This window comes from Candidatus Accumulibacter propinquus (genome assembly GCF_056856495.1).
In genome coordinates this window covers 74436-87405 of record NZ_JBSEHC010000003.1, presented here as the reverse complement: position 1 = coordinate 87405, position 12970 = coordinate 74436, and the positions used below count along the sequence as shown (strand labels likewise).

Genomic DNA, 12970 nt, shown 5'->3' with positions numbered 1-12970 from the left:
ATTCTCCGTGAATCGATCACCCAACGGCTCAGATATTCGTTTTATCATGTTCGAAAAACAAGAATGAATCTGTTCCATTGCTCAGGGGCTGGAACGGTGCCAGGGGGCGCATCGGCACCTTTCGATGCTTGTCGATGATAGTCAGTACGAAGGATATCTTCAATGTCGATGAATGAGGGTTTGTTGTTGATCGCAGTTGGCGTAGTCGTCGCCGTCCTGCTGCGTTTCCTTGCCGCTCGCCGTTCTGCCGTGAAACAGGAGGGGCGAGAGGCTCTTGATCAGCGTGTCGCGGACGAAGCCGAGCGTCAGGCCGCGGAGGCCGCTGCCCGCCACGAAGCCGAGCGTCAGGCCGCGGAGGCCGCCGCCCGCCACGAAGCCGAGCGTCAGGCCGCGGAGGCCGCCGCCCGCCACGAAGCCGAGCGTCAGGCCGCGGAGGCCGCCGCCCGCCACGAAGCCGAGCGTCAGGCCGCGGAGGCCGCTGCCCGCCACGAAGCCGAGCGTCAGGCCGCGGAGGCCGCCGCCCGCCACGAAGCCGAGCGTCAGGCAGCGGAGGCCGCCGCCCGCCACGAAGCCGAACGTCAGGCCGCGGAGGCCGCCGCCCGCCACGAAGCCGAGCGTCAGGCCGCGGAGGCCGCCGCCCGCCACGAAGCCGAGCGTCAGGCAGCGGAGGCCGCCGCCCGCCGCGAGGCCGAACGTCAGGCCGCGGAGGAGGCTGCCCGCCACGAAGCCGAACGTCAGGCAGCGGAGGCCGCCGCCCGCCACGAAGCCGAGCGTCAGGCCGCGGAGGCCGCCGCCCGCCGCGAGGCCGAACGTCAGGCCGCGGAGGAGGCCGCCCGCCACGAAGCCGAGCGTCAGGCCGCGGAGGCCGCCGCCCGCCGCGAGGCCGAACGTCAGGCCGCGGAGGCCGCCGCCCGCCGCGAGGCCGAACGCCAGGCCGCGGAGGCCGCCGCTCGCCGCGAGGTTGAACGCCGGGCGGTCGAGGAAGCTGCCCGCCTTGAGGCCGAGCGCCGGTCTGTCGAGGAGGCGCAGCGCCTGGAGGATGAGGAACGTCAGGCGGTTGAGGCGGCGATTGCCGAGGAAAGCGCAAGGCAGGCTACCGAAGAGGCGCAAAGACGCCAAGCAGCAGCTGTCGCGAAGATCAAGACGCCCGAGCAGACCGTGGTGATGGTGGCCGACGATTCGCGGGTGGTGCGTGTCAAGACCGGGCGATTGCTGGCCGCACACCGATATCAAGTGCTGATGGCCGAAGACGGCCAGGATGCGGGCCGGCAAATCGAGAAGGCGGTTCCCGATGTACTGGTGACCGATGTCGACATGCCCGGCATGGATGGTCTTGAACTGGCCCGTCAGGTGCGTGGCAATCCACGTACTGCCCACCTGCCGATCATCATGGTGACGTCCGACAGTGACGAGTTGCGTATCCAGGCGCGTGCGGCTGGAGTCAACGTCGTGCTCGGCAAGCCGTACCCAGAAGAGCAACTCATCGCGCATATCCAGCAACTCCTGGGTAACTCGCCGCGCGCCTGACAAGCGATGCAGCCCAGCCAGGACAACGCGGCGCCAGGTGCCGCTCTCGGCGAGTTTCTGGTGATCTGCCTGTGCGCCGAATGGTGCGGAGTTTGCCGGGAATACCGAAGCGGTTTCGAGGAAGTTGCCAGGCAATTCTCCGCAGCCGGATTTCTCTGGCTGGACATTGAGGCTCACGCCGATGATCTGGGCGACCTCGACGTCGATGACTTTCCGACACTGCTCATCAAGCGTCAGGACAGGGTGCTTTTTTACGGCAGCATGCTACCTACTCCGGGTCACCTGAAGTGCACCCTGGGTGCATTCCTGCAGCAGACGGACGCCGAGAGTCGCGAGTATGCTGTTTCCAGCGCGGCGCGGCGTGCCTGGCAGGATGATGAAGACCTGCGGCGGCTTGGCCAGGCACTGGGGCAAGCGGGCGCACAGGCAAGAGATTGGCCGCCAGCTTGAGTGGAGATGCCTATTGGTCGTGCTGCGAAGTGTGGCTACGCTGACGCCAGCGCTGGATCAACATGCGCAGGCGGCCGAAAGTCCAGTGGTCGTTGACCACGAAGTTTGCCACGCTGGCGATCACGATCGAAAGCACATTTGCCGCCAGATAGTGCATGTGGCTGGCGAACGCGTGGGTCAGGGCGAACTGCAGCGCGATCCCGAGCCAGCAGGCGATGGTGTACTGGCCGAACTGCAGGAGAAGCGGCGTCTGCACATGTTCGTGCCGGTCGAACCAGGTCCATGCGCGATTGAGCAGGAAATTGTTGATGGTGGCAAGGAAGATGGCGACCGCGAGTGATACGTTCAGGCGCAGCGGTGGTGGTTCGATGGCCCGGAAAAGAATTTCCTGGGCCAGGTAGAGCACCACGACGTTGACCACCGTTCCGGAAGCGCCGACGACGCCGAACTTGATGAAGCGATGCCGCAACAAGCGCCCAACGAGCGGTAGATGGTGGAGCCGCTCAAACCGCGTCATGGTGTATCCTTGATCGGCCCCGGGCGGATACGCGTGACGACGGCGCGTGCTTCCACCAGTACCCGCTCGGGAGCGATCCGCCGCAGGCACTGGTTGTCGCCGTCGCAAGGCGAGTTGCGGTGGTTATATGCGGTGAGACACGGTGAACAGGGCAGTTCCAGATGCAGGCAACTGGCGTGGTCACCGAGCGGGCCGTAGAGCCGCGGCGTCTCCGGCCCAAACAAGGCTACGGTCGGCACGCCAGTGAGCGACGAAAACTGTGCCGGCCCACCGTCGTTGGTGATCAGCAGCGCAGCCCTCCCGAGCAGTGCAACGAGTTCCCGCACCGATCGGGTGTAGCCCGTGAGGTCGACGCAATCCGGGTGCGCGACTGCTTCGCTGAGCGCGCGCCCGAGTGGCTTGTCGGCAGGCAGGCCAATGATCGCTACCACATATCCTTCGGCGAGCAGGCCGGAGGCGACCATGCGCCAGTTCGCTGGCGGCCATGCGCGGATCGGCAGGATGCCGCCGCTCGGATAGAGCAGCGCCAGGCGTCGCCCGGAGAAGCGTGGATAGTCGTCGACAATCCGCGCCTGGAAGGCATCCACCTCGCCCGCGGTGAAGCCCGGTAACGGGGCGGTCAGGGGGAAATCGCCCGGGTCCTGCTGCTCCTTGTCGAGGGGGTGGGTTTTCGAAACGAGTGCGCGTGCCAGGGTCAGGAACTGCAGTGAAAGGTGGCGATAAGGGTTGTAGAGCACTCGCCGGTTGATGAACGAACCACGGTACAGTCCTTCCTGCGTGTGGCGGTGAAAGCCCACGCGCAACGGGGCTCCCGACAGCCAGGCCAGCAGGCTGCTGATGCGCGCGAATAGTTCACAGTCGAGAACCGCATCCGGGCGCAACTGACGCAGCGTGCGGATCGCGGCGAAGAGCGTCCGCAGGAGACCGCCGAGGGAGCGGTCGTCGATGGTAATGACGTTTTCCGGAGGGACGCTGGCCATCAGGTCGAGCACTTCGCGATTTTTTCCGAACAGCAGAACATGCAGTGAAGCCTCGGGGTAGCGGGCGCGCAATAGCGCGAACATGGGCTGCGCGAGCACCAGGCTGCCCATCTCGGAAAGCAGGATCACGACGATCCGGCGTGGCAAAGATGGCGGGGTGCGCCGTGGCAGCACGCGCTCGAGCAACGAGGCGAGTGCGCAGAGCGGCACGCCGAGATAGCGATCGATGGCACGCTGGAGATCGACGTTCATTGCCGAGGCGCCGGAGTGGGGGGCCGATACCCGTAAACGACCCGCGCATGGTAGGTGCCGACCGCGATGCCGTTCTTGTGCGCCGCAAGGGTCTGGATCGGACCCAGGCGGGTGGCGGCGGCGGCTATCCGGGGATCGTCGAGTTCGTCGCGTGCCGGCGCGACGACGATCAGGTCCTGTCCGGCGAAAGCGGCGCGCTGGAACCACTGCTCGTACATCAGGGCTTTCTCGTCATAGAACAGATGCCGGCTGGCGGTGTCGCGGGCGCCGTCGCCGCGTGGGTCGTAGAATGCCATCTCGTCGGCCGTATTGTGCTTGTCGAGGCCGACGACCGCCGGCCGGCGTCCGGTTTCCTGCAGAACCTGCTCCTCGATCTCCTGTACCTGCCGGCGCAGGTCTCGCCAGCCCATCTGCAGGTAATGATGGTGTGCGCGTACCCCCGCAAGTCCCCAAACCGGGTAGTAGAAGAGACCGTAGGCGTAGACCAGAATCAGGACGTGCAGCAGTGGCACCCAACTGCGCGCCAGCAGGCGATCGAGCGTGCCTTCGCCCAGCCCCGGGCGGGACATCGTCGCCGCCAGCGTCGGCAGGACGGACAGCCAGATGGGTCCGGTCCAGTGGAACTTGGTTTCGGCCCTGATGCTGGCGGCGGCGAAGACCAGCAGCGGGAACAGAGTGAATACCAGCACGAACAGGCGCCGACGTTTGGCAAGCGCGGCGGCATCGGCCGCGGGAACTGCCTGCAAGCAGGGAGATGTCATGCTGCCAAGCGGTCTCGGCAGACGCCATAGCGCGAGTACCCCGAGCGGAGTCAGCAACAGGACGACGGAACCGAGAAACACATGCAGACTGAATTGCGGTGTTCGCTCGCCGAGGCGGCGCGCGCCCTGAAAGGCGAACGACGCCCAGTCATGCTGGATGTTCCAGACGATCACCGGGGCGAACACCAGTAAGGCGATGAGTGCCCCGACCCAGGCCCATGGCGAGAGCAACAGTCGGCGGGAAGGCGCATCGACGATCATGAAGGCCAGGGTGGCCGCTGGCACCAGCACCATCGAATACTTGCTCAACATGCCGATGCCGATCGCCACGCCAGCGCCAAGCCAGGCGGTCTGGCGGCCGCCGAGCAGGGCTCTGTGCAGCCAGAACAAGGCCGCGGCCCAGGCAGCGGCGAGCGGAGCATCCGGCGTCATCAGCACGCCGATGCCGAAGAAGAAGGGCAGCGTCGCTGCCAGCAGGGCACTGCGCAGGGCGTTGCCGCGTCCTGCAAGATCGTGCGCGAAAGCAGCGACGAAAGCGAGCATCACAGCCCAGGCGAGTACTGCTGGCAGGCGTACGAAAAACTCGCCCTGGCCAAGCGCAAGCGACATGGCGATCAGCCACGCGACGAGCGGCGGGTGATCCAGGTAGCCGATGTCGAGATGCTGTGCATAATTCCAGTAGTACGCTTCCTGTGGCGCGAGTTCCAGTTGGCCCAGGTAGATCAGGCGCAGGACCAGCAGGTAGGCGATCGCCAACGGCGCGGCGACACTGAAGTCCTGCCCGCGCGCGTTATCGGCGAACGCAGACAGGCCGAGCAGCAACGTCAACGCAGCGGCGAGCGCCGCCGGCACGCTGGCCGCCAATGGCCCGAAGTGACTGGCGAGAAGCGAGAGCACGCCAGCGTGCAGCGGGTAGGCCAGCGCGACGATGAGCAGCAGCATCGAGCGTGGGCACGGCATGGCGGTACGGCCGAGCAGCACCGTTGCAACCAGCATGGCCGTCACAAAGGCGCCGGCATGCGCGCGCTCCAGACCCAGGTCTGTGGAATGCAGCAGTGCAAACGCCAGGACGTCGACAACGGTCGCCAGGGCGGCGGCGGTTCGCCATCGTCGCCAGCGTGATAGGTCGGTATCGCCGAGCGACGATAGTGAACGGCCTGTCACAGCGGCACGTACCATCGCGCCGACCTGCAGCGAGCAGCGCTGCGGGTGGGAATGGGACCTGCCTTGCAGGTCACGGCCGACGCTGCCAGGGTGGGTCCTACCGCTGGTGCGCCAGCTTGTGGCGGGCTTGATTGTTGCCGGCACGGAGCGACAACGTACCGGGCCCACAGGTTCAGGGCTGTGGCGTTGGCCTGGCGAGCACGGTCAGTACCAGTTTGCTGTGGGCGTTCGGGTCCTGCTGGACTCATCATGTTGGTATTCGTTGCTCGCGTGCAGGTTGGCGAACTCAATCTCCGGCGATTTCCATGTTCCCCGCGTGCCGTACTCTTTGGATATCGGGTGGTGCGTACGCTGGAGCGCGCTCCGCGCCCGTTGATGAATGCCGCGCCATGAGAACTCCCGGACCAGGAATGGATAAGCCTGACTGGGAGCAGGTTTGCGTGGCCGGCACATCGTTTCTGATGCCGGCGACGTAACCCGCAACTGTAACCAAAAGCCAACTCCAAGACAACCTGATTCGCGGGGGTAGATTGCCTGAAAAGCGCGGCCCACTTTGACTTCCCGGCGCGATGGTCACGCGATGGTTGGGCTTCGACAGGGGTTCGCGGATCGTGTCGAACAGGAGCCTCGCCGTGTGGGTGCCCGTGGTATTGCCGCATCGGTGGGTTTCTCCGCCTGGCGAACGCCAGCCCTGTTGTTCTGGAGGGAGGTGGCAAGGGTAGTCCATGACCGCGGCAGGCGTTATACTCACGGCCCTTTCGTCGCGTCGCTGATCCCCGCAGGCAAGCCGCGCGAGCATATCTGGAGATCAGGATGGACAACCCGCAGACTTTTCTGACGCACATCGAGTCGCTATTGAGCACCGGCAACATGGTCGAGATGTCGGCTGCGGCGGCAACCAGTTTTGCCTTGATTGCGGCCGCCGAAATCGGCGACAAGAGCCAGCTCGTTTGCATGACGCTGGCTTCCCGGCACCGGGCAACACCGGTCATGCTCGGCGCTGTGGCGGCCTTTGCCCTGTTGAACACGCTGGCCGTCGTGTTCGGTGTGGCCATCGCCAGTTGGTTGCCGGAATACGTGGTCGGCGCGACGGTCGCCGTCCTGTTTGCCGTCTTCGGCATACACGCCTTGCGTACCGAAGACGGTGATGAGGATGAAGAGCTTGAGGAGAAGAGTGGCCATGGCATCTTCTTCACCACTTTTCTATTACTTACGATGGCTGAATTCGGCGACAAGACGCAACTCGCCGTCGTGGCCCTGAGCAGTACGCACGCGCCAGTTGCGGTCTGGTTGGGGGCAACGGCTGCCTTGGCGACGACCTCTGCCCTGGGAATCCTGGCCGGACGCACCCTGCTGCAAAAAATTCCGCTGACCCTGCTGCACAGGATCAGCGGCGCATTCTTTCTGGTCCTGGCAGTATTTGCTGCATACCAGGCGTACGTCGCTTTTTCCGGCACATAGATAGAAAAGCCGCGCCCAGGGCGCGGCTTTTGGGGAGCAGCCGTGTCGCTTAGTGGAACTGCTCTTCTTCTGTCGAACCGGTCAGCGCCGTGACTGAAGAGGTGCCACCCTGAATCACGGTGGTGACTTCGTCGAAGTAGCCGGTACCGACTTCCTGCTGGTGTGAGACGAAGGTGTAGCCACGGTCGCGAGCCGCGAATTCCGGTTCCTGCACTTTTTCGACGTAAGCGGTCATGCCGCGCGCGACATAGTCCTGAGCCAGGTCGAACATGTGGTACCACATGTTGTGGATGCCCGCGAGGGTGATGAACTGGTACTTGTAGCCCATGGCGCCAAGCTCTTGCTGGAACTTGGCAATGGTGGCGTCGTCGAGGTTCTTCTTCCAGTTGAACGAGGGCGAGCAGTTGTAGGCCAACATTTTCCCGGGGTGCTTGGCGCGCACGGCTTCGGCGAACTGACGGGCGAATTCCAGATCCGGCGTGCCGGTTTCACACCAAACTAGATCGGCATAATCGGCGTAGGCCACGGCGCGCGAGATCGCCTGCTGCAGACCCTTGCGTGTCTTGTAGAAGCCTTCGGAAGTCCGCTCGCCAGTGACGAACGGGGTATCGTTGGCATCGCAGTCGGAGGTCAGGAGGTCGGCCGCTTCCGCATCGGTACGGGCGATGACCAGTGTCGGCACACCGCAGACATCGGCGGCGAAGCGGGCGGCAATCAGCTTCTGGACTGCTTCCTGCGTCGGCACCAGGACTTTGCCGCCCATGTGGCCGCACTTCTTGACCGAAGCCAGCTGGTCTTCCCAGTGCACACCGGCGGCACCGGCACGGATCATGGCCTTCATCAGTTCGAAAGCGTTCAGCACGCCACCAAAGCCGGCCTCGGCATCCGCGACGATTGGCGCGAAGTAATCCACGTGGCCCTTGTCGCCTGGGTTGATGTCCTTGGAAAACTGGATTTCGTCGGCGCGCCGGAAGGAGTTGTTGATGCGCTCGACGACCTTGGGTACCGAGTCGACCGGATACAGGGACTGGTCGGGATACATCGCCGCGTAAGAGTTGTTGTCGGCCGCGACCTGCCATCCCGAAAGATAGATTGCCTTGACGCCCGCCTTGACCTGTTGCATCGCCTGGCCGCCGGTCAGCGCACCGAGGCAGTTGACGTAGGGCTCGCTATTCACCAGGGCCCAGAGCTTCTCGGCGCCACGGCGAGCGACCGTGTATTCGATCGGGAACGAACCACGCAGGCGGACGACATCGGCTGCCGAGTAGCCGCGCTTGATTCCCTTCCAGCGGGGGTTTTCCGCCCAGTCCTTTTCCAGTGCGGCGATCTGTTGCTCTTTCGTGCTCATGTTCTTCCTCGCGAAAAATAATGACGTGAAGTTGGGACTATGGTGACGCACCAGGATGGAACCGGGAACCCTCTCAAGCACCAAAGCGGGGCGACCAATGGCATGAAGTATAGAAGGGTTTTCTCGCACAGGCAACAGTCTTATATAAGACATAAGAGATATTTTTTTCATAAATAGAACAGGCTGTTGCCAATCTCATCCCACATTACGAAAAGAAATTGTCTTGCGTGAAATGCCTGTCGTTCAACTCGTCCTGCACGTGCCGTCTTCAGGGCGCTATCCAGTGTCCTGTCTTGCCACCGGCCTTTTCGAGCAAGCGAACACCTTCTATGTGCATGCCGCGATCCACTCCCTTACACATGTCATAGATAGTCAACAGGCCGACACTTGCGGCGCAGAGGGCTTCCATTTCGACACCGGTACGACCGAAACACTCGCAGCAGGTCGTGCAATGCACGACGCTGGCCGCCACATCAATCTCGAAGTCGACCGAGATACGGGTCAACGCGATCGGGTGGCACAAGGGAATCAACTCTGAGGTGCGTTTGGCACCCTGGATCGCCGCAATCCGCGCAATGCCGAGAACATCGCCCTTGCTGGCCGAACCGGCGACGATCAGATCCAGGGTTTCCGGGCGCATCAAAATGTGACCGGTCGCCCTCGCCTGCCGATGGGTCTCGGCCTTGGCACCGACGTCGACCATTTGCGCCTGACCCTGCGAAGTGAAATGGCTGAGTGGGCTAGTGGTCATCAGGGTCACTGGTGCGCATGGAAGGGGCCGCCAATCGATGGCACCGACAACGAAGCGGGGATTCCCGGTAACGCTTGGTAACAATTGGGCGGCACGATATTGAGTATCATAGCATCATCCATGTTTGCCCTTCAGCGGGAGTCGCGTTGATCAGAGTCGCTTGTATTGCCGTATCCCTGGCTGTTGCCGTCGGGGTCGGCGGTTCCTTTCCGGTGCAGGCGGATGAACTCCCAGACCTCGGTGAAGCTGCGCGCGCCGAACTCTCGCCACAGGTCGAGCGGAAAATAGGCGAGCGGATCCTCAACGAAATCCGCCTGCACGAGCCGAGCTACGTTGACGATCCCGAAATCGCCGACTACCTCAATCGCCTTGGCGGTCGTCTGGTGGCCGCCAGTGCGAATCCCGCAGGCGATTGCCAGTTCTTCCTGATTCGCGACAGCACAGTCAACGCGTTTGCAATGTTCGGTGGTTTCATCGGGGTCAACACCGGAACCCTTTTGACTGCCCAGTCGGAGTCCGAACTGGCGGGCGTGCTTGCCCACGAAATATCGCATGTCATGCAGAACCACCTGGCTCGACAGATTGCCCGCGAGAAGCAGAACTCGATTGCCAGCATGATCGCGATGGCCATTGGTGTTCTGGCGGCTCGCTCCAATTCGCAGGTGGCGAGTGCGGCGATCGCTTCGGCGCAGGCCAGTTCCATTCAGTCCCAGTTGGCCTACAGTCGCGACTTCGAGCGCGAAGCCGATCGCCTGGGTTTTCAGACGTTGACCCAGGCAGGTTACGATGTCCGTGGCATGGGTGACTTCTTCGGGCGTCTGCAGCAGGCTGGGCGGGTGTATGAGAATAACGCTCCCGTATATATGCGTTCACACCCGCTCACCGCCGAGCGTATCGCCGACATGCAGAATCGTGCGCAAAGCGCCCCGTATCGGCAAGTGGCCGATAGCCTGGACTTTCATCTCGTACGTGCCAAGTTGCGTGTACAGATGAGCACACCGCGCGAGTCCGTCGGCGAGTTCGCTACGCAGTTGCGGGAAAAAAAGTACGTGTCGGAAGCAGCAACGCGTTATGGACTGGCGTATTCGTTGTTGCGGGCCAAGGATGTCGCTGCCGCGCAGCGTGAGATCGACGCGCTCAACGCCCTCAAGGTGTCGTCGCCGATGATCGCCGGTCTGTCCGCCGAGGCCAGGCTGGCGGCCAGGGATCTGGCCGGCGCACAGGCGATCTACCGCGACGCCTTGCAGCGCTATCCGCAGTCCAGGTCACTGGTCTATGGGTATGCCGAGGCACTGCTGATGGCGCGGCAATACGAACAGGGCCTGCTTTTTCTGGAGTCGCAACTGCAGATCTACAGTTCGGATTACAAACTGTATGGCCTGCAGGCCAAAGCGTTCGCGGCGCTGGGCAAGCGCTTGCCGCAGCATCGTGCGCAGGCCGAGTTCTACCTGTTGCAGGGGCAGCTCGGGTCGGCTGTCGAGCAGCTGCAGTTTGCGCAACAGGCTGCCGACGGCAATTTCTTCGAGCAGTCAGCAGTGGATGCCCGCTTGCGCGAATTGCGCAAGCTGCAGGCGGAAGAGGCGAAACAGAAGAAGAATGGCGTTTAAAATATGCCCTCAGTTTCGTTGTGGACCAGACCATGCATTTCGACCGAGAATTAGACGTCAAGGGGCTGAATTGCCCGTTGCCGATTCTGCGCACCAAAAAGACATTGTCCGAGATGTCGTCCGGGGCGGTGCTGCATGTGCTTGCGACCGACCCGGGTTCGGTCAAGGATTTCGAGGCTTTCGCCAGGCAGACGGGCAATGAGTTGCTGTCCAGTTCGGAGGCGAACAGCGTTTTCGAGTATTACCTCAAGCGCAAGTAAGGACCGGCTACGCGGCAGGAACGCCATACGAGTGTCGCGATTGCGTTGCCGGAAGCGTACTGACTGATGTCTGCAGGGGGCTATTTCGCCCTGTTTGACGATGACGGCGGGAACGCCTTGTTGCTGTCCGACATTCGTCGCAGCCATCAGCTTGACGGCGCCGCCGATCCCAAGGCACTTTTCGCGACGCTTGAGGCCGCCACTGCCGCCGGCGAGTGGGTCGTTCTGGCGGCCGACTACGCCCTCGGAGCGAGCTTCGAGCCCTCCTTGGCCCGGCCGCCTCCGGGCCGGCCCGTGCTGCGTGCCTGGGTGTTCGCCAAAGGCCGGCGTCTGGACGCAAGAGCCGTCGGAGCCTTTCTCGCGGAGCGCCTGGCTGCGCTGCCCGAGCATCGGCGGTTTGCCGGAATTGCCGACTTGTCATCGGCTGTCGATGCAGCCAAGCATGGCACTCAGGTTCGGGAAATTTGCCGCTGGATTGCCGATGGCGACTGTTACCAGGTCAATCTTACTTTCCCCCTGACTTTCCAGGTCTATGGAGATCCGCTGGCCCTCTACGCGCGCCTGCGCGAGCGCCAGCCCGTTCGTTATGGCGGCTACATATTCACGGCGGAGGAGACGATTCTTTCGTTCTCGCCGGAGCTTTTTTTTGAGCGCCGCGGCAGCCGCGTACTGACGCGACCGATGAAGGGTACGGCGGCACGTGGTGCGACGCCCCAGGACGATGCCGCGCAGCGTGCTGGATTACTTGCCTCGGCGAAGGAGCGTGCGGAGAACGTCATGATCGTCGATCTGCTGCGCAATGACCTGGGGCGCCTGGCGTCACCTGGTCAAGTACGCGTGGACGCCCTGTTCGAGACCGAGGCCTATCCCACACTCTGGCAGATGGTGTCGACGGTGGCCGCGGAGCTCCCGGGTACGGGTCTGGCAGACCTGTTCGGCGCCCTGTTTCCCTGTGGGTCGATCACCGGTGCGCCGAAGATAAGCGCCATGCAAAAAATCGCCGAATTGGAACAAACGCCGCGCGGGCTGTATACCGGCACGTTGGGCTGGCTGGCGCCAGGCGGCGATTGTCGTTTCAACGTCGCCATTCGTACCGTTGAGCTGGCCGCAGGTCAGCGCGGGAAGCTTGGGGTCGGTAGCGGCATCGTCGCCGACGCCGACCCCGCTCGCGAATATGCCGAGTGTTTGCTCAAGGCGAGTTTTCTGGCCAGCTTCGATCCCGGCTTCGAGTTGTTCGAAACCTTGCGTCTGGAAAACGGAGCGTATCCACTGCGAAGCCTGCACCTTGAGCGATTGCAGGCTTCGGCGCTCACCCTCGGCTTCGCCTGTGGCATGTCTACCCTCTCTTCGCTGCTGGCGGACGAAGCCGCGAGGTGGCCGACGGGAGTCCTTCGCGTTCGCCTCGGCTTGAATCATGCCGGTTGCTGCCGTGTCGTTGCCACGCCCCTGGACGAAGATCCGGTGAGGGAATGGCGGGTGACAATCGCAGATGAGACGCTGGCGGCCGACGATTACCTGCTCCGCCACAAGACGACGGCGCGCGCACGCTATGACCGGGCGTTGGCCGCACTCGCTGCACGCCCGGAGGTTTTCGACGTCATCTTTCTGAATGACCGCGGTGAGGTTTGTGAAGGGGCACGCAGCAATATCTTTGTCGAGTGCAACGGCGTGCTGCTGACGCCGCCGCTGTGCTGCGGCCTGCTTCCCGGCGTCCTGCGCCGGAAGCTGCTCGCATCGGGGCGTGCCGTCGAACGCGTCCTGCGCCTCGACGACCTGCGCCGAAGTGCCGTTGTTTACGTGGGCAATGCCTTGCGCGGCCTGATTCCGGTGACGGTCGAACCCGGCTCGTCGCGAACCATATTCGCGACGAGCCGTTCAAGGCCACCGTGAGC

General features: G+C 63.3%; 12 protein-coding genes. 6 read left to right on the top strand and 6 right to left on the bottom strand.

Annotation, left to right across the window (positions count from 1 at the left end):
• Positions 1-159: 159 nt before the first annotated feature.
• Positions 160-1119, bottom strand: coding sequence for a hypothetical protein (locus AC15MQ_RS06555; RefSeq protein ID WP_483079703.1), 960 nt, complete (start codon positions 1117-1119; stop codon positions 160-162).
• A 45-nt stretch (positions 1120-1164) separates the two neighbouring features.
• On the opposite strand from AC15MQ_RS06555, the gene AC15MQ_RS06550 reads away from it, so the two are divergent.
• Together AC15MQ_RS06550 and AC15MQ_RS06545 are read left to right on the top strand one after the other, a co-directional pair.
• Positions 1165-1527 (top strand): response regulator, encoded by a 363-nt coding sequence (locus AC15MQ_RS06550; protein WP_332337691.1) that lies wholly within the window; start codon positions 1165-1167, stop codon positions 1525-1527.
• Between the two features lie 6 nt (positions 1528-1533).
• Positions 1534-1977: a thioredoxin family protein gene (locus AC15MQ_RS06545; protein WP_287667072.1), complete on the top strand. Its 444-nt coding sequence runs from the start codon at positions 1534-1536 to the stop codon at positions 1975-1977.
• Between the two features lie 10 nt (positions 1978-1987).
• Here AC15MQ_RS06545 and AC15MQ_RS06540 read toward each other — a convergent pair whose 3' ends face one another.
• Genes AC15MQ_RS06540 through AC15MQ_RS06530 form a run of 3 tightly spaced genes read right to left on the bottom strand, consistent with a single transcriptional unit; the run spans position 1988 to position 5666 of the window.
• Positions 1988-2494 (bottom strand): GtrA family protein, encoded by a 507-nt coding sequence (locus tag AC15MQ_RS06540; protein WP_332337692.1) that lies wholly within the window; start codon positions 2492-2494, stop codon positions 1988-1990.
• Positions 2491-3726: a glycosyltransferase family 9 protein gene (locus AC15MQ_RS06535; RefSeq protein WP_287652986.1), complete on the bottom strand. Its 1236-nt coding sequence runs from the start codon at positions 3724-3726 to the stop codon at positions 2491-2493. The genes AC15MQ_RS06540 and AC15MQ_RS06535 overlap by 4 nt, the downstream gene beginning before the upstream one ends.
• A complete protein-coding gene (locus tag AC15MQ_RS06530; protein ID WP_483079702.1) occupies positions 3723-5666 on the bottom strand; it encodes a glycosyltransferase family 39 protein in 1944 nt (647 codons plus the stop codon). The genes AC15MQ_RS06535 and AC15MQ_RS06530 overlap by 4 nt, the downstream gene beginning before the upstream one ends.
• 798 nt (positions 5667-6464) lie before the next feature.
• Here AC15MQ_RS06530 and AC15MQ_RS06525 point away from each other — a divergent pair.
• Complete coding sequence (locus tag AC15MQ_RS06525; RefSeq protein ID WP_483079701.1) at positions 6465-7112, top strand: TMEM165/GDT1 family protein; 648 nt, start codon at positions 6465-6467, stop codon at positions 7110-7112.
• Positions 7113-7161: 49 nt separating this feature from the next.
• On the opposite strand, the gene aceA is transcribed toward AC15MQ_RS06525, so the two are convergent.
• Positions 7162-8460 carry an isocitrate lyase gene (gene aceA / locus AC15MQ_RS06520; RefSeq protein WP_287652991.1) on the bottom strand — a complete coding sequence of 433 codons (1299 nt, stop codon included), beginning with the start codon at positions 8458-8460 and terminating at the stop codon, positions 7162-7164.
• A 268-nt stretch (positions 8461-8728) separates the two neighbouring features.
• Complete coding sequence (gene moaC, locus AC15MQ_RS06515; protein WP_287652993.1) at positions 8729-9211, bottom strand: cyclic pyranopterin monophosphate synthase MoaC; 483 nt, start codon at positions 9209-9211, stop codon at positions 8729-8731.
• A 146-nt stretch (positions 9212-9357) separates the two neighbouring features.
• On the opposite strand from moaC, the gene AC15MQ_RS06510 reads away from it, so the two are divergent.
• The 3 genes from AC15MQ_RS06510 to pabB all read left to right on the top strand — a co-directional run bounded on the left by AC15MQ_RS06510 (position 9358) and on the right by pabB (position 12968).
• The gene (locus AC15MQ_RS06510) at positions 9358-10818 is read left to right on the top strand and encodes a beta-barrel assembly-enhancing protease (RefSeq protein WP_353739653.1); all 1461 of its coding nucleotides are present in this window, start codon (positions 9358-9360) and stop codon (positions 10816-10818) included.
• Between the two features lie 32 nt (positions 10819-10850).
• The gene (locus tag AC15MQ_RS06505) at positions 10851-11078 is read left to right on the top strand and encodes a sulfurtransferase TusA family protein (RefSeq protein WP_287652994.1); all 228 of its coding nucleotides are present in this window, start codon (positions 10851-10853) and stop codon (positions 11076-11078) included.
• A gap of 66 nt (positions 11079-11144) precedes the next feature.
• Positions 11145-12968: an aminodeoxychorismate synthase component I gene (gene pabB / locus AC15MQ_RS06500; protein WP_483079700.1), complete on the top strand. Its 1824-nt coding sequence runs from the start codon at positions 11145-11147 to the stop codon at positions 12966-12968.
• Positions 12969-12970 lie beyond the last annotated feature (2 nt).